A 15,753-nucleotide genomic window follows, 5' to 3' on the forward strand; every position below is an offset into this window, starting at 1 on the left:
TGGGCTGTTGGCTCGTTGCTATTGCCACTTGTACTCGGGGTCGCGCTTCTCTCTGAAGGCGCGGCGGGCTTCTCGGGAGTCGTCGAAGCGCATGAGGCGGGTGGTGTAGTCCTGCTCGGTTCGGTAGGCCTCTCTTAGCGGGAGGTCTTCGATGCGATTCATCGACTCCTTGGCCAGGCGCATAGCGATCGGGCTCTTGGCGGCTAGCTCTTGGGCCAGCTCGAGCGCGGTGTCCATGAGCTGGTCGGGGGCGGTCACCTCTCGGACGGCCCCGATGCGGTACATCTCATGCGCCGACACCTGCTCGCCGGTGAAGAACATCTCTCGGGCCTTGTGGCGACCCATCATCGACGAGAGGTGCGCGCTGGCCCCCAGGAGCCCGACGTTGATCTCCGGCGTGCTGAAGGTGGCGTTCTCGGAGGCCACCAGCATGTCGCAGCAGGCGGCATAGGCCAGACCCGCGCCCAGGGCATAGCCGTTGATGGCCCCGATTACCGGGACTGCGCAGTCGATGATGGCCCACATGGCCTCTCGGGCCACCAGGCCGGGATCGGTCAGCTCCGTGGGGGGACGCTGGTTGCGGGGCTCAGTGCCTGAAATCTTCAGATCGACGCCCGCGACAAATGACTTGTCACCCGCACCGGTGAAGATGGCAACCCGCACGTCTCGGTCGTCGCCCAGCGTGGTGAACACGTCTCGGATCTCGGCCATGGTGGCGGTGGTTACCGCGTTGACGGGAGGTCGGTCGATGGTGACGGTAACGATGTGGTCGCGTTTTTCTAAGTGGAGGTCGGGCACTGATCAGCTCCCTCGCCAGTTTCATTGCCGAATTCGGCCCCCACAGTATCGGGGAAAGGGAATCTGAAAGCTAGGCGGCTTCGGCGCTGGCCACGGCGCCGTACCGCACCGGGAGGTGCTTGATGCCGTTGACAAGGAGGTCGCGCAGCCGTTCGGGCGGGCCGATCACCTCGATCTCTGGCAGCCGATTCATAAGCGCCCCGAACAGAACCTTCAACTCCAGTTTGGCCAGGTGCGAGCCCAGGCAATAGTGGGCGCCGCCCCCGCCGAAGGCCAGATGGGGGTTGGGGGAACGGGTGATGTCGAAACGGTGGGGGTCGTCGAACACCTTGGGGTCTCGGTTGGCGGCCCCGTACCACAGGGCCACCTTGTCTCCGGCTCGAATCTTCGCCCCGCCCAATTCGAGGTCTGCAACTGCGGTGCGGCGGAAGTACCGCACCGGGGTGCTGAATCTGATGATCTCGTCCGCTGCGGTGGAGAGATGCTCGGGATGGCGGCGGAGCAGCTCCCACTGGCCGGGGAAGTTGTGGAATGCCAACAGGCCGTGGGTAATGGCGTTTCGGGTGGTCTCGTTGCCGGCGATGATGAGCAGGGTGAAGAACAGCGAGATCTCCAAGTCGTTGAGCTCGGTCACCGTCCCATCGGCCATGGTCACCTTGGCCTCGGCGAGATCCGTCATCAGGTCGTCGCGGGGACAGCGCCGCTTCTCCTCGGTGAGCTCCTGGGCGTAGATGGTCATGTTGAAGGCGTCCATCGTCCCGTTTAGCGGTGAGTAAGGATCGTCGAGGTCCTGGAATTCGGGATCGAATCGACCAATGGCGCAGTTGGTCCAGTCATACAACTTGTGGCGGTCCTCCAAGGGGACGCCAACCATGTCGGCAATGGCCATCAGGGGCAGCTCAGCGGCCAAGTCGACCACAAAGTCGCCCTTGGTGCGACCGTCCAACGCATCGATGATGTGGTGGCTGCGGATGCGGAGGCTCTCCTCTAGCTTTCGCACCATCCGGGGGGTGAATCCCCTGCTGACCAGCTTCCGGTAGCGGGTGTGGTCGGGGGGGTCGGTCATGATCATCATGATCCCGGGGCCCAATTCGACGTCGGGGAGAGTGATCCCACCGGTGCCGTCGCGGCCTGGCCCGGTCTGATGGGACAACAGAGCGCCCATCCGGTGGGCCTGGGTGACAAGTTCGTGAGAAGTAACGAGCCAGAAGGACTCTTCATTGGCGGTCTCGGGGTGAAGCCAGATGGGAGCGTGGGCCCGAAGCTGGTCATAGAGCTCGTAGGGTTCGGCCACCGCGTACATGTCCATGTCGGTGAAGTCGATTCCTGTGGCTAGTGTGGGGGGCGACATAACCCTCTTCTCCTTTGTGAGAATATAATTCTCGCATAAGAGAACCTAAATATCAAACTATGGGAACATGAACGACGACACTGAGAACAGAGATATCAGCGTTGAGAACGTAGAAACCGAAGTTGAGAATTCAGAAATCGACCCTGAAAACACAGATAACCAGGTAGAGAACGCAGATTCCGAGCTGTCGGCGCTCAGTTCCTGGGAGCAGCGCATGCTGGAGCGGTCGCTGGACAGCGCCCGAGTTCAGGCCCTGGCTCGCAGCGGCGAATTCGTGCACGCGGCATTGGCCCTGCTCGAAGAGGAAGGCTCGGTGGAGTTCACCGTGCAAGACGTGGTGCAGCGTTCCGGAGGCTCGCTCCGGCGCTTCTACCAGCTGTTCTCCTCCAAGGACGACCTTGTTCTGGCCCTATTCGAGGAGCTGATCACCCAGCTCGTGGAGCACGTTCCCGCCACCGTTCACGCTGGAGCCCCTCCGCTGGTCAGGCTTGAGATTTGTGTGCGGACATTGTGGGACTTTGTAAGAGGCCAAGATGCTCCTCCGGCAAAGATTGTCCGCTCCATGGCCGCCTTGCACAACCAATTGGCTGCCAGCAGGCCTGATGGCCTGCGACTCGCCTGGGATCCATTACGGCAGCTCATCTCCGGCATCATCGCCGCCGGAGCGGCCGACGGATCAATCCGATCGGACATCGAAGTGGAAGAACTGGCCGATCTCTTCTTCGACGTCTCGCTGGCCGCCCATCTCTTCGCCCTTGGTCGAATTGGCTCAACGCACGCCCGGTTTGATGGGTTGTGGCGCTTTTGCCTGGGCGCGCTCCGACCGCCCCCTGAGTAGAGCGTTCAGCGCAGCCGGGCCCTGGTTTCCCGTTTGAATGCCGCGAGCTGGAGGCGCTCTTCTCGCTGGTTGTAGAAGTCGTCCAACGGATAGCACCCTGAGATCAAGCCGTTGCGGGGGGCGGTGGTGCAGTCGGAGAACGTGCGGCAGATGAGGCGCCGGTCGAGTTCCCTTCCGGCTAGCAAGTCGGCGGGCATGTGCGGGTACGCCAGGATCATGCGGCCCAAGCCAATAGCGTCAGCCGCACCGCGGGCCACTAGGGCCTGGCCCACGTTGGGCAGCCATTCCTGGAGGTACGACAGGCCCGCACCCACTACCCGCACCTTGGGATGCCGCTGGGAGATTTCGTCGGTGGCCGCGATCAGGCGGGCCACTCCAACCAGGGGGTCTTCGGGTGGTTGGTAGCCGTCGGAGGGGGGGAAGTAGGCGGGACGCTGGATGTGGGGCACGTAGTACGGGCTGCCTGCGGAGACGCACACCAGCCCCACGCCGAGATCGCTCAGCATCTCCAGCAACCGGTGAGCTTCGGAGAGGTCGATGCCCACTCCCGACCCGTCGCCCCCGAAGGCCAAGCGGTAGGGGCCGGGGGCCTCGGGAACTCCGACGCCGCCTTCGCCGGCGGTATGGGGAACGAAGTCGAACAGCGACAGTCGGACCGCTACCCCAAGTTCGGGGGACCTCCGGCGGATCCGCTCGATGATCGACCTCAAAAAGAGGGTCCGGCCTTCCAGATCTCCGCCGTAGGGGCCGGGGCGATCGACCGCCGAAAGGAACTCATGGCCCAGATAGCCGTGGCAGGCCTTGATGTCCATGAAATCGAACCCGGCCTGGCGAGCCAGCACCGCCCGGTCGGCGAACTGCTCGACCAACTCGTCCAGCTCATCATCGGTGAGCACCTCGTTCGGCCCTGAACCGGCCCGGGCATCCAGCAGCGGGTGTTCGTACGCCGTCTTGGGGGCCGGTCCGGCGGCGGTGGGTCGGGCATAGCGGCCAGAGTGGGTGAGCTGGAGCACCGTCACCTGTGCCGGGTCTAGTCGATTTCGCAGCGCGGCGAAGTCTTCAACGGTGGTCTCGTCTAGCACTAACTGGTTGGGGTTGGCCCGGCCGTCCGGTCGAATCGCGGTGGCCTCACCCCACACCAGCCCGGCTCCGCTGGCCGCGAATCGGTCCCACCGACGCCGGACCAGATCGGACGGCCGCCCGTCGGTCTCTCCGTCCCAGCCCTCCATGGGCAGCACTGCCCATCGGTTGAGGGCAGTCTTCGTCCCGGTTGAGCCGTCGGTGATCTCCATCGGCTGGGCCAGCGCCCCGGAGGGGTCCACCTCGTCGTCGATGGGGATCTCCACCCCCAGGCCCTCTAGGTGGTCGCGCAGCGCGGCCACGCTGGTCAGGTTCTTCACCTGGGTGAACCGAGGCATCGGCTATAGCACTCCCAGCCGTTCGCCGATGTCGCGCAGGATGTCTTGGTCGCTGTCAGGACGAGTTGGCGCGCCAATGGGCACTGATGCGCTCTCTGCCCAGTCCCGCATTTGGAGGAACATGGCCGCGCTGTGGCGATAAGCCGGCACCGGCGGGCGGAAGGTGAATTGGCCCAAGTATTGGAGAACGTCGTTGAGCTGGTAGAAGTCGGGGTCGCCCATGGCCCACAGGCGGTCGCGCTCGGCGAATTTGTCGGGTGCGAAGGTGGACAGGCCCAGCAGGTAGTCGGAGCCGAACATAACCATGTCGATGGCCAGGTCGTTGCCGGTCAGCACCATGAAATCGGGGCGCACCTCGTTGCGCACCGCCAGCCGGTCCCACTCCAATCGCCGGTTCAGAGAGGAGTGCTTGGCCCCGATGCATTGGGGGATGTCCAGCAGCCCCCGGTAGGTGTCCAGCGACACGATGCGGCCGTAGGACACGAACATAGGGCCGAGCTCGAACCCGATGAACCGGTCGATGTGGTCGGCCAGCTGGGCGTGGGCGTCGAGCCAGGCGTCATCGCCGTGGTCGTTCAGCCCGTGCGACGGGAACACCACGGGCAGGCCGCCTCGGGCGGTGACCTCATCAGCGGCCCGGAGATAGGCGCCAAGGTCGAACGCCGCCCCCGGTTGGTCGGCTGTGAACGCCCCGGCCACGAAATCCCCGCCGGTGATGGCTGCCGCCCGGTCGAGCACCCCCACCCGGGTGTCGGCATCGATCAGCTGGACGTAGCCGGTGTCCATGTTCACCGCCGGGGTAAGACCGGCTTCATGGGTGCGGACGATGTGGGCGTCTAACGACGCCCAGTCGACTGTGGCCGGGTCGAGATGGGGCAAAAGGACCGCCGACATCCCGGTGATGGTCCTACCGGGCAGTACCGGCGTCAATTGTCGACCCCGAGGCTCTCAAGCACGTCTTTAGGGATCCCCGAGAGGCCGGTGGAAGTCTGGTCGCCCGAATGGCGCTCTCGAAGTACCGCCGCGGCCTCGGATCGACCTGTCGAACCGAGGCGCTCCAGATACTCGGGCAGGTGGCCTTGGCAGTGGAAGGGGCCGCCTTCTTCCATGACGATCTCCAGCGGGTCTATGGGGCTGTAACTGCGGCTCATCTGGTCGTCGGTCCACGATGCGAGGATGTCTCGACCGTCGGCCAGCAGCAGGGGGGCCTGTTCGCCCAGATCGGCGGTCTGGTGGGGGTCGGCGCTGATGTCGAACAGCATTTCGTCGTTCCAGGCCGCGTGGTAGCCGTCGTGCCAAGTCCGCAGGTAGAGGTGGTCGTCCCAGCGCACGCCCCGCTGCACCGACCAAGCCCCCTGAGAAAGCACCAACGACTCTCGCCCTCCGTGGTCGCCGGTTCTGATGTCATCGGCCACCGACTTGCCGTCCCACAAGAAGGGGATGTCGATCCCGGCCAGATCCACGATGGTGGCGCCTACGTCGAGGTGGTAGAGCAGCCCCTCATGCACCTGGGGCTCGAGCCCGGGCCAGCGCAGTACTGAGGGGATGTGGCAGGTGGTTTCGTCGGCCCCCTGGTGGTCGGCGTAAACGCCCAGCTCGCCGAATGCCTCGCCGTGGTCGGAGGAGACCAGGATGGCGGTGTCGTCCAGCACGCCGCAGTCGGCCAGCTTGTTCATCAGAGTGCCTACCGCGTCGTCGGCGTAGCGGATGCCGGTGTCGTAGCCGTCAAAGGTCTGCTTGACCTCGTCCATGGTCGATAGGTTCCAAGGCTGGCGGGGCGGGGGTGGGCCCCACTCATCGGGCTTGAACCCCCAGGGCTCTTGAGCCGAGTGGGGGCCGGCCAGGGTCCAGTTGTGGGCCCGCACTTCCTCGGTGTGCCAAGCCGGCACGGGATCTCCTTCAAACGGATTCCCGTAGTCGTCCGGCGTGTTGTAGGGGGTGTGGGGATCCCACAGATGGACGTGGAAGAACCAGTCTTCTTGAGCGGCATTGTCGTCCAGCCAGCGCACCGCTCCGGGCAGCACCTGGTCGGCCCGCTCGCCGCCGAAGCCCCGCATGAGGTTCATGTTCTCCATGAACCCGCTGGTCCACCAGGAGGCTGAGTGGCGGAATGGGAAGCTGGACACCGACGCGGTGTGATAGCCCGACCAATAGAAGCGCGACGCCCAGGAGTTGGCCGCGATCGCAGAGAAGAAGCTGCGCTCCGCGCCCTGGGGACGAAGATCGGCCGCCATGCCCCCGTGGTTGGCCACCCCGTTGCGGATCCCGAACATGCCGGTAATCAACGCGGTCCGGCTGGGCAGGCAGGGCACGTCCGACGCGTAGACGTTGGAGAACCGCACCCCCTCGGCAGCCAACGTGTCGATGTTCGGTGTGGTGTTGCGGTGGTACCCCGCGCACCCCAGGTGATCAGCCCGGAGCGTGTCGATGTCGATATAGAGGATCCGCATCAAAAGCGTCCTTTCGAGAGGCGCTTCCAGTATGACCCGTGGCGGTCTGGCGTGATGACACCGGCCATTTGGTACGGTCGGGTGGATGCATGTTGCCGATCCGCCGATTCTGCTGACCGATGTGCTCGACGATGTGGGAGCCGCGGTCAAGCTGCTGGCCCAGGAGGCTCCGTACGCGCCACTGGGGGGTTGGTACAACCCCGGTGCCGATCCCCATGCCCGCACCCGTCCGCTGTGGTTCCGCGACGACTGGGTGAACGAGACCATCGCCGTTCCGGGCTCAGAGGTATTCCTGCACCATCCGACCTACATCGACTCGGCCAAGGCCTACTACGGCGCTGAGATCGTCGAGCCCCACAGCGTGTATGTGAACCAGATGATGGCCATTCCCGAGGCGGGGCCGGCTCACACCGACAACCCCCGATTCGCGGGCCGCGACCGCACCAACACCCCGATGTGGTTGCTGCGGGCCATGCTGTGGTCGGGCTTGTTCGACGACTTGTCGTTCCCGCAGGCCACCGCCATCTGGTGGCTCAACGATGTGGAGGGCGGAGGCATCCGCTACTGGCCCAACGGGCCGGATAAGCCGCCCGAAGAGCACGTGGGGAATATGGCCAACACCGCGCTGATGGGCGACAACCACGGCATGTTCCACCAGGTCAACGCCATCGGGCCCTTCGACATCGGCACGCCCCGGGTCACCCCGATGGCCCAGTTGGCCCCCGCCGCCAGCCCCGATGGGGAGTGGGTGGTCACCGATCACGGCGAGGAGGTCTACCGCACCCCGCTGGCCGACATTCGCATCAGCGTGCTGTGGAAGGCCGACGTGTACATCGACGCCGACCACAAGAACCGGCTGGCTTCCAACCCTCTAAGCGGCGACGGCATTGCCGCCCGGTTCAACGCCGACCTCGAACAGCGGGGGATCGACCTCTGCTTCGATCCCAACCGCATCGACGACGCCGACCACGCCTCGCAGATCAGCGAGCACTTTCCCGAGGCCCGCCCCGTGGAGGCGCTGCCCTCGGTGTTCGACTACTGATCAGCGCTCAGCCGAGATCGGAGAGACGCACCAACTTCGTGGAGATCTCCGGGATCGACTCGTGCTCGACGAAGCGCAGACCCATAACGCCGTGGTCGCGGCCCGCGGTGTCCACCCAGGTTCCCGAAGCCGGCTTCTCGGCGGCTACCACTAGCCGCACCACACCGTCGGCGTCGGCCTGCACGTCTTGGGACGACGCGTAGCCCTGTCCGGTGAAGTAGTTGGCCAAGTTCTCCATCCAGTGGTTGCACAGCTGGAAATTCCAGTGGCGGCACACCGGGGGCTTGAACTCCACCACCAGCGCCTCGCCGTCGCCGATGCGCCAGTAGCCGAACTCGAAGTGGCGGTCATCGGGGGAGCCGCCCACTCGGAGGTAGTGCTTGGGGGTGAGCTGCAACTGGTTCTCGGCTTGCACCAGCGTGTCGGTCCAGTCGGCGTAGTCGGATTGCACCGACAGCACCATCTGGGCGGCCATGGCCAGCCTCTTGGACATTTCAGCCGCCCCTGGCGTTTCAACAACCGCGGTGGGCTCGAGCGGCTCGATCATCAGTCGAGGCGACGACTGGGCGTCGCGGTCGTCGTAGACGATGCGCATCATCAGCTCTCGGGTCTCGGGTGCGACCTGCATCCAGTTGTCCACGCCGGGATCGTCTGCTGAGAGTACGAAGTCGACATTGCCTGCGCCGTCGGTGAACTCGTCGAGCAGGGCGGTGAACGGCGTCTGCGACCAGCTCGGATTGAACTCCTCTAGGACGTCTACGGCCCGCTCGCCTACCGATTCCACCCCGACCCAATCGGGCACCTTCGGGGTCCACGCCGACATGTGGACATAGGGGGCGGAGCCCCTCTGGCCGGTAACCCGGTACCGCTTGGCTGCGTCGATGGGCTGCACCACATGATCCTGGTCGGGCGACTGCACCCCCTGGCCCCCCTTCATGGGCGGCGGGATCACCCAAATGGGCCTCTTCTCCGTCGGGGGGAGGTTCTCGATGCAGCGCATATAGGCCATCAGCGACATGCGGGTCAGGTAGCGGAACCCCTCTACCCGGTCTCGCTCATCGGCGTTGGGCGTGCGGTCGATCACCACCTGCCCGGCCGCTCGCATCGTGTCACAGAAGTCGTTCCACGCCTCCCCGGTCATCAAGCGCTCGCGTGCGGCTGCTTCGTTCGTCATGGATGATCCCTTCTAGAGCTCCCGGCCACTCTAATTTTGCCGAATACCCCAACAAGATGCAGCGGAGGCAATCCATATGGCCGACGCCCTAGAGCCTCTCGTCGAAATCGATTAGAGGGCGGGCGTCAGAGCTCTGCTGCCTCAACTCCCAGTTGGCGCATATCGGACGCGTCGGTCGTGAGGACCTTCATTCCGAGTTGGTTGGCAAGTACTGCCAGGCTGGCATCAACCACATCGCTTGTTCCGCTTGCGGCACAGAGCTGACCGATCGTTTGGGGGTCACCGAAGGGGTGCACGTTCGTTGATTTCACCAGCATTGCCATGGGCACCTGCCTAGAGGGCTCCCGCCATGCCTGTGCCAGTGCAGCCTCATTGGTGGTCGGCAGTACTCCCTCGGCCTGCATTTTGCGGACCAAAGCCAGAATGACCCGGCGCTGTGAAGGGTTTTCGAGTGCGATGAAGACGCCAGCGTCGAAGATCACCGATTCGACCAGATCTCCTCGGCGCGGGCTTTCTCATCGGAGGTCGGTTCTCCCCATTCAGCAGTCGCCCACTCGATGAAGTCGAGCATGGCGTCGAACTGAGCGTCTTGTTCGGCCAACAGTTTGAGGCCTTCTTCTACAGCCTCGCGCTCAGTGCGACGACGGGCGGAGGTCGACTTCAGGTTGTGCAGCGCTTCCGGCCCCAAGAACATGGCCTTTCGCTTCGGCTTCTCGTAAACGGCTTCAGGCATACACCAAGCATACATTCAAATACTGGGGATTCAACCTCGACTCAGCTTCGGGCGTCGACGACTCGGGCGGGGCCGTTCCAGGTGATCATTTCGGCGTCGATGGTCACCAATTGGCTGTTGGTGAGTAGGGCAGTGGCCATAATGAAGCGGTCGGCGGGGTCTTTGTCGGCCCATTCGCTGCGGAGTTGCACGGCGCGGGCGGCGATGTTTCCGTCAATGGGGATTACGGAAATGCCCTCCGCGGCCAATTGTCCTAGGAGCACGGCCAGATTCGCATGGATGATCCCCTTTTCAGCAAGCTCACCGATCTCCCATATGGTGGCCGCGCTTATGGCGGCTTCCCCCCGTACCTGTGCGTCGACTACAAGCTGTTCTGCCGCGGTTGAAACCCCATCTGCCTTCCAGTCCATGCCGACACGCAGCACGATGTTGGTATCGAGGATGATCACGTTAGGTGATCGCTGGCTTTTCAGCTGCGACTGGGGGCCAAACACCTTCAGAACGAGCCCAGCTGGCGTCCATCTGCTCCTCCCAGTCGTCGTCAAAGGCGCTGAGATTGTCAAGGTCGACTCCGTCGGGAATGTGGATGATGTCTTTGAGAGAGCCTTTGAATGATGGGAACAGGTATTTGGGAGGCAGGATGTGGGCTATGACTTTGCCGTTCTTGGTGAGGGTGATCTCTTTGTAGTCCTCCCCGAGTTCGTCGAGCATTTGGGAGATGTTGGCCCGGAACTTGCTGACCGGGACGCTGAGCACCTCGATCATGAACTTTGAGTTTTCAGTCCGGATAGTGAAATCGGAATCCATAGGTAAAATTGTACAACATGTACATGCATGCAACAGCTGGGTTTTCCTTCCGGAGCCGGATCACCGGGTAAGGCAGGTCGTTAGGTACAGTCCCAAGCGTGCCTGAGGCTGGAGCGATAACCGACGAGGCCATTGGCCGGCTTCGGGCTCGGATTGGGATCGCTCAGCCGCATCCTCAGCCTCCGTGGTATCGGGATCCGAACACGGATGCGTTTCGCCAGGTGGCCGAGGCGTTTGGCGATGACAATCCGCTGTGGTGCGAGCCCGACTACGGCGCGGGCACGGTGTGGGGAGGGCCGATTGCCTCGCCCAACATGAACGGGGGCGACACCCTCATCGGGGAGAACGAAGTTCAGAAACTCGACGCCGACACCAAGGCGCTGCTCAAGGGCGATCCGCTCAAGGGGGCCCACGCCTACTACTCGGGCAGTTACCGGGAGTGGTGGGCGCCGTTGCGACCGGGGATGCGGGTGACCAGGCGGAATGCGCTGGTGGGCGTTCACGACAAGCAAAGTGAGTTCGCGGCCCGCACCGTTCACGAGTGGACCGCTGAGGTGTTCGCTGCTGAGGACGCCGTGCTGTCGGCCCAGTACCGGCTGATGATCCGCACCGACCGCGGGGCGGTGGAGCGCAAGGCCGACGAAGGCGGGGGCAAGTACGACTGCATCGAGATCGAGCCCTACACCGACGAGCAGATCGCCGATATCACCGAGGCGGTGAGCACCGAGGCGGAGCGTCGTCGGGGGGCCGAGCCCCGCTGGTGGGAGGACGTGCAGGAGGGCGACGAGTTGCCACCGCTGGTCAAAGGTCCCATGCGGGTGACCGACATGGTGGTGTGGCACACCGGTATGGGCATGGGCCTGTACGGGGTCAAGGCGCTGCGGCTCGGGGTGCAGCAGCGCCAGCGGGTGCCGGGATTCTTCCGCCCCGACGATCTCAACATCCCCGACGTCCAACAGCGGGTCCACTGGGATCCCGAGTGGGCCCGGCGGGCGGGCAATCCGGCCATCTACGACTACGGCCGGATGCGGGAGACCTGGCTGGTACACCTGTGTACCGACTGGATGGGCGACGACGCCTGGCTGGCCGCTCTCGACGTGCAGTTCCGCCGGTTCAACTACGTGGGCGATACTCACTGGATGCGGGGCACGGTGTCCCGCAAGTACCTCAACGACGAGGGGTCACCGGCGGTGGACCTCGACATCTACGGCGAGAACCAGCGTGGCGAGACCACCTGTCCTGGCCACGCCACGATCTTGTTGCCCAGCAGAGAGCATGGCCCAGTGAGACTGCCGACGCCGCCGGGAGGGGCGACGACCGCTGCCGAAACACTCGACGCTCTGGTGGTGCGGTTCAAGGAAATGTCAGCGGAATGAACCCCGAGCGGTTGTCGATAAGCGCATCCAGCAGCGACGAGGAAATCCGGGTTGCAGTGGCGGCCTGGGTCACCGAGCACGTTCCCGAGGCCTGGCGCGACGCTGCACCCCAAGGGCGGCGGGCCATCCGAGAGGTGCGACCGCGAGCCGACTACGAGGCCTGGTACCCCACCTTGGCCGCTTCGGGTCTGGCGGTGGCCACCTGGCCCGTCGAGTACGGGGGACTCGACCTGCCCCCGGCCAAGGCCCGGGTGGCTGAGGCAGTGCTCGTCCCGCTCAACTTGGGGCGGCTGAACCCGCTCGGGCTGCACAACACTGCCCCGGCGTTGTTCGCCCACGGCACCGAGGAGCAGCGGCTGCGTTTCCTTCCCCCCATGGTGGCCAACCAGGAGAGGTGGTGCCAGATGTTCAGCGAGCCCGGCGCCGGTTCCGATCTGGCCTCGCTGGCCATGAGGGCCGAGCGTGACGGCGACGAGTGGATTCTCACCGGCCAAAAGGTGTGGAGCACCTGGGCCCATGAGTCTGAATTCGCCATCTGCCTGGCCCGCACTGATTCCACCGTCCCCAAGCGCCGAGGCATTACTTACTTCCTGGTCGAATTGTCGTCGCCCGGCGTCGAGGTGCGTCCCCTGCGCCACATCGGCGGTGAGATCGACTTCAACGAGGTGTGGCTTGAAGAGGTGCGAGTTCCCGATTTCCACCGGGTGGGCGCCGCGGGCGACGGGTGGCGGGTGGCCGCGTCCACCCTGGCCGGCGAGCGCCAGATGGTGGCCGGGTCGGGATCGGGCGGCGTCGACCGCATCGGGGGAGGGGGGATCGAGAGCCTGCTCCAACAGGCCCGCCAGATTGGCATCGAAGGAGTCGGGCGCAATCGGCTTACGCGGCTCTATTGCGAGGAAATGGTGCGGTCGTGGACCAACGAGCGGGTTCGGGCCACGGTCAAGGCCGGGGGAACACCGGGGCCAGCCGCATCCATCGGCAAGGTGCAACAAAGCCAGCTCAACCAGGCTCTCCAGTTGGCCGCCGCCGACCTCATGGGCATGGCGTCGGTGGCGTGGATGCCTGGAGAGCCCGACCCCGGTCAAGACTCCATCGAAGCCTGGGCCGCGGCAATGCCCTATGCCTCCAAGGGCATGCTGCGAAGCCGGGCCAACACCATCGAGGGGGGAACCACCGAGGTCAACAAGAACGTGATCGGCGAGAAAGTGCTCGGCCTGCCCCGCGAGCCCGACCCCTATCACGACATGGCATGGCAGGAAGTTCCAAGGTAGCCAAGGGCGAGCTAGGAGCGAAGGGAAAGACACTCATGTTCGAGCTCAACCAGAAGACGGCGCTGGTAACCGGCGCAGGCCAAAACGTCGGCGCAGGTATCGCCCGCACGCTGGCATCCCAAGGGGCCCACGTTTTGGTCAACGACATCGTTGCCGACCGGGCCGGTGAAGTGGCCGACCAGATTGCGGCCTCCGGCTGCTCCGCAGAAGCGCTGCCCTTCGATGTCACCGAAGGCAACGATGTGCGGGGGGCCATCGCTGATCGGCCCATCGACATCTTGGTCAACAACGCGGGCAACGGCGGGGCCGAGATGATGCAGGTCAAGCCCTTCGCGGAGACTGAGCCAGCCGACTGGGCAGGACCTCTGGCCGTCAACCTCGATGGAGTCATGAACTGCACCCACGCCGTTTTGCCCGGGATGATCGAGCGGGGCTGGGGCCGAGTCATCGGCGTGGTGTCGGGGGCGGGCACTGTGGGCGTGAACATCGGTGTGGCGGCCTATTCGGCTGGCAAAGGCGGTGCGGCCGGGCTGTTGCGCTCTGTGGCTCTCGAGGTTGCCAAAACGGGAGTCACCGTGAACTCCATCGCCCTCGGCCTGATGTCGAACACCGGCGACACCGGTGTCACCGACCAGCTGGCCAGGGCCATCCCGACCCGCCGTCTGGGCACCCCCGAAGACGTCGCCGCCCTGTGTGCCTACCTCGCCTCCGAGGAAGCCTCCTGGATGACCGCCCAGACCATCCCGCTAGCCGGAGGCTCCATCACAAGCTAAGCCCGTTGCCGTTGGGAGCAAGTGACATTAGAGTGATGTCAAACAACTCGATTGACTTCGCCCAGACCAAGGAGTCCGCATGAGCCAAATCACCGCCCGGGTCCCCAGCGAGCTTGTTGAGGCGCTGGATGCCGCTGCTGAGGATTTGAAGCGCAGTCGGGCTGACATAATTCGCCAGGCCTTGGAACGCTATTTGGAGGATTACGACGATCTCGAGGTCGCCCTTGAGCGCCTGCGAGATCCAGCCGATCCGGTACTCGATTGGGATCAGGTCAGACATGATCTGCTCAATTCGGATTGAATGCAGCGCGTTCCAAGAATTGGTGATGGCGCAGAAGCCGTAGCCGATGGCCGCATACTCAGTTCGGATCAAACGCAGCGCAACCCGCGACTTGGTGCAAATTGCTCGCCCGGATCGTGAGCGCATTGTGTACGCCATCGATCGCCTTGGCGAGCAACCCCATACGGGCTACCCGCTGAAAGGAGACTTGCGGGGCCTTCGCCGAATACGCGTCGGCGACTACAGGGTCGTGTACGAAGTGCTCGACGATGAACTGGTGGTCCTCGTGGTTCGAGCCGCCCATCGCCGGGAGGTCTATCGCAGCCGCTAGAACGGCCGCCTGGAGGGACCGGGCACAACCGTAGACTGCGCAATACCCGGGGAGGTTCACTTGCCGATGTTGAAGGTCTCCGTCGTAGCCGCTCGACATAGCGCTGCTGGGTGCCCGGGGTGGGAGTCGAACCCACACGCCTCCTTGGGAGGCTGGGGGGTTTAAGCCCCCTGCGTCTGCCTATTCCGCCACCCGGGCTTGGCCATCACGGTACCGGGCGGGACAGGGTGCGGCCGCTCAATTGCGGTGGCGGCTTTAGACCACGCGGAATGCTCCCAAGCCGGTGGTGATGGTTCGGTCGTCGCGGCCCTCGTCGAACAGGGTGAGTTTGACGTTGATGCGGCCGCTGCGGCCAGCGATGGCCTCGCCCTCGCAGCGGAACGGGCCTATCAGGCCGGGTTTCACGAACATCACGTACCAGTTCTCCACCTGGATGCGGTCGGTGCCGGCGGCCTTTGCCGCTAATTCGTGGGCGGTTACGTCGAACACGATGTGGATGGGGCCGAGGTGCAGGGCGGCGTGGGGAGCGGAGAACTCCTTGGACAGCTCGGGGAGCCGGTACCAGCCGTCGTCGCCCTTGGTGACGCCGAACACGTCGTGCAGCCGGGGCATGTCGGGGGAGTTCTCTACCGGGATGAGGGGGTTCTCCACCGCCTCGTAGCCGTCGGGCACATCGCCCAGGCTCACCCCCATGCCAGCAGAGGTGGAGATCACCCGGTTGTAGTCGGCAGCGTCCACCACCGTCGAGCGGGTGAACCCCATCTGGCGCCCGAAATTGATCACCTCGCGGATCACCTCGATCCGGTCCACCCCCCGGGCGTCGTCGAGGATCTGGGTGTACGACACCACGGGGGCGGGCACCACCTCGTCGTCGTTCCAACTCGGCTCGGGGCAGCCGATGGCCAACGGGGCGGCCATAATCCCGCCGTGGGCGTTGCGCATGTCGTGGCGCAGCGGCATCGACTCCAACTCGTCATCGTCGAAGCCGATGTCCAGTGCCGGGGTGGTCTTGTTGAGATACCGGTACGACATCAGCCCGGTCCACAGCTCTTCAAACGCATCCCAATGGTCATCGGGAGTCACGTCGCGGATGTCTTTTACCATGGCATTG

18 protein-coding genes and 1 tRNA gene are annotated in these 15,753 nt (G+C 64.4%); 7 read left to right on the forward strand and 12 right to left on the reverse strand.

Annotated elements, in window-relative coordinates; genetic code table 11:
- Positions 1-18 precede the first annotated feature (18 nt).
- Both ACOOGG_RS13075 and ACOOGG_RS13080 read right to left on the reverse strand, forming a co-directional pair.
- Positions 19-798 carry an enoyl-CoA hydratase-related protein gene (locus tag ACOOGG_RS13075; protein WP_420435730.1) on the reverse strand — a complete coding sequence of 260 codons (780 nt, stop codon included), beginning with the start codon at positions 796-798 and terminating at the stop codon, positions 19-21.
- A 70-nt stretch (positions 799-868) separates the two neighbouring features.
- Entirely contained in the window at positions 869-2,149 is a 1,281-nt protein-coding gene (locus ACOOGG_RS13080; protein ID WP_420435732.1) for a cytochrome P450, read from the reverse strand.
- A 67-nt stretch (positions 2,150-2,216) separates the two neighbouring features.
- Here ACOOGG_RS13080 and ACOOGG_RS13085 point away from each other — a divergent pair, with 67 nt between their 5' ends.
- Positions 2,217-2,987 (forward strand): TetR/AcrR family transcriptional regulator, encoded by a 771-nt coding sequence (locus ACOOGG_RS13085; protein ID WP_420435734.1) that lies wholly within the window; start codon positions 2,217-2,219, stop codon positions 2,985-2,987.
- Positions 2,988-2,992: 5 nt separating this feature from the next.
- Here ACOOGG_RS13085 and ACOOGG_RS13090 read toward each other — a convergent pair whose 3' ends face one another.
- The 3 genes from ACOOGG_RS13090 to ACOOGG_RS13100 are packed head-to-tail and all read right to left on the reverse strand — an operon-like array spanning position 2,993 to position 6,855.
- Positions 2,993-4,405 (reverse strand): NADH:flavin oxidoreductase, encoded by a 1,413-nt coding sequence (locus ACOOGG_RS13090; protein ID WP_420435736.1) that lies wholly within the window; start codon positions 4,403-4,405, stop codon positions 2,993-2,995.
- 3 nt (positions 4,406-4,408) lie between these two features.
- Entirely contained in the window at positions 4,409-5,335 is a 927-nt protein-coding gene (locus ACOOGG_RS13095) for a dihydrodipicolinate synthase family protein (RefSeq protein WP_420435738.1), read from the reverse strand.
- Entirely contained in the window at positions 5,332-6,855 is a 1,524-nt protein-coding gene (locus ACOOGG_RS13100) for a sulfatase (protein ID WP_420435740.1), read from the reverse strand. The genes ACOOGG_RS13095 and ACOOGG_RS13100 overlap by 4 nt, the downstream gene beginning before the upstream one ends.
- Positions 6,856-6,940: 85 nt before the next feature.
- Here ACOOGG_RS13100 and ACOOGG_RS13105 point away from each other — a divergent pair, with 85 nt between their 5' ends.
- Complete coding sequence (locus ACOOGG_RS13105) at positions 6,941-7,897, forward strand: hypothetical protein (protein ID WP_420435742.1); 957 nt, start codon at positions 6,941-6,943, stop codon at positions 7,895-7,897.
- Between the two features lie 7 nt (positions 7,898-7,904).
- On the opposite strand, the gene ACOOGG_RS13110 is transcribed toward ACOOGG_RS13105, so the two are convergent.
- The 5 genes from ACOOGG_RS13110 to ACOOGG_RS13130 all read right to left on the reverse strand — a co-directional run bounded on the left by ACOOGG_RS13110 (position 7,905) and on the right by ACOOGG_RS13130 (position 10,611).
- Positions 7,905-9,071, reverse strand: coding sequence for a hypothetical protein (locus tag ACOOGG_RS13110; protein WP_420435744.1), 1,167 nt, complete (start codon positions 9,069-9,071; stop codon positions 7,905-7,907).
- A gap of 125 nt (positions 9,072-9,196) precedes the next feature.
- The gene (locus ACOOGG_RS13115; RefSeq protein WP_420435746.1) at positions 9,197-9,553 is read right to left on the reverse strand and encodes a hypothetical protein; all 357 of its coding nucleotides are present in this window, start codon (positions 9,551-9,553) and stop codon (positions 9,197-9,199) included.
- The gene (locus tag ACOOGG_RS13120) at positions 9,550-9,804 is read right to left on the reverse strand and encodes a hypothetical protein (protein ID WP_420435748.1); all 255 of its coding nucleotides are present in this window, start codon (positions 9,802-9,804) and stop codon (positions 9,550-9,552) included. Before ACOOGG_RS13120 ends, ACOOGG_RS13115 begins: the two co-directional genes overlap by 4 nt.
- A gap of 41 nt (positions 9,805-9,845) precedes the next feature.
- Positions 9,846-10,253: a type II toxin-antitoxin system VapC family toxin gene (locus tag ACOOGG_RS13125; protein WP_420435750.1), complete on the reverse strand. Its 408-nt coding sequence runs from the start codon at positions 10,251-10,253 to the stop codon at positions 9,846-9,848.
- A 1-nt stretch (position 10,254) separates the two neighbouring features.
- Positions 10,255-10,611: a hypothetical protein gene (locus ACOOGG_RS13130; RefSeq protein ID WP_420435752.1), complete on the reverse strand. Its 357-nt coding sequence runs from the start codon at positions 10,609-10,611 to the stop codon at positions 10,255-10,257.
- A 98-nt stretch (positions 10,612-10,709) separates the two neighbouring features.
- Between ACOOGG_RS13130 and ACOOGG_RS13135 the strand changes: the two genes are divergently transcribed.
- The 5 genes from ACOOGG_RS13135 to ACOOGG_RS13155 all read left to right on the forward strand — a co-directional run bounded on the left by ACOOGG_RS13135 (position 10,710) and on the right by ACOOGG_RS13155 (position 14,642).
- Positions 10,710-11,987 carry a hypothetical protein gene (locus ACOOGG_RS13135; RefSeq protein WP_420435754.1) on the forward strand — a complete coding sequence of 426 codons (1,278 nt, stop codon included), beginning with the start codon at positions 10,710-10,712 and terminating at the stop codon, positions 11,985-11,987.
- Positions 11,984-13,258 (forward strand): acyl-CoA dehydrogenase family protein, encoded by a 1,275-nt coding sequence (locus tag ACOOGG_RS13140; protein WP_420435756.1) that lies wholly within the window; start codon positions 11,984-11,986, stop codon positions 13,256-13,258. The genes ACOOGG_RS13135 and ACOOGG_RS13140 overlap by 4 nt, the downstream gene beginning before the upstream one ends.
- Positions 13,237-14,031, forward strand: a complete 795-nt coding sequence (locus ACOOGG_RS13145) for an SDR family NAD(P)-dependent oxidoreductase (RefSeq protein ID WP_420435758.1) — start codon at positions 13,237-13,239, stop codon at positions 14,029-14,031. Before ACOOGG_RS13140 ends, ACOOGG_RS13145 begins: the two co-directional genes overlap by 22 nt.
- Before the next feature lie 79 nt (positions 14,032-14,110).
- Positions 14,111-14,332 (forward strand): YlcI/YnfO family protein, encoded by a 222-nt coding sequence (locus ACOOGG_RS13150; protein ID WP_420435760.1) that lies wholly within the window; start codon positions 14,111-14,113, stop codon positions 14,330-14,332.
- A 46-nt stretch (positions 14,333-14,378) separates the two neighbouring features.
- Complete coding sequence (locus ACOOGG_RS13155) at positions 14,379-14,642, forward strand: type II toxin-antitoxin system RelE family toxin (protein WP_420435762.1); 264 nt, start codon at positions 14,379-14,381, stop codon at positions 14,640-14,642.
- 111 nt (positions 14,643-14,753) lie between these two features.
- Here ACOOGG_RS13155 and ACOOGG_RS13160 read toward each other — a convergent pair.
- Both ACOOGG_RS13160 and ACOOGG_RS13165 read right to left on the reverse strand, forming a co-directional pair.
- Positions 14,754-14,840 (reverse strand) — tRNA-Leu (locus ACOOGG_RS13160).
- Between the two features lie 57 nt (positions 14,841-14,897).
- Positions 14,898-15,746: a hypothetical protein gene (locus ACOOGG_RS13165; protein WP_420435764.1), complete on the reverse strand. Its 849-nt coding sequence runs from the start codon at positions 15,744-15,746 to the stop codon at positions 14,898-14,900.
- Positions 15,747-15,753: the final 7 nt, after the last annotated feature.

The sequence above is a fragment of the Candidatus Poriferisocius sp. genome (genome assembly GCF_965214065.1).
GTDB lineage: Bacteria > Actinomycetota > Acidimicrobiia > Acidimicrobiales > Bin134 > Poriferisocius.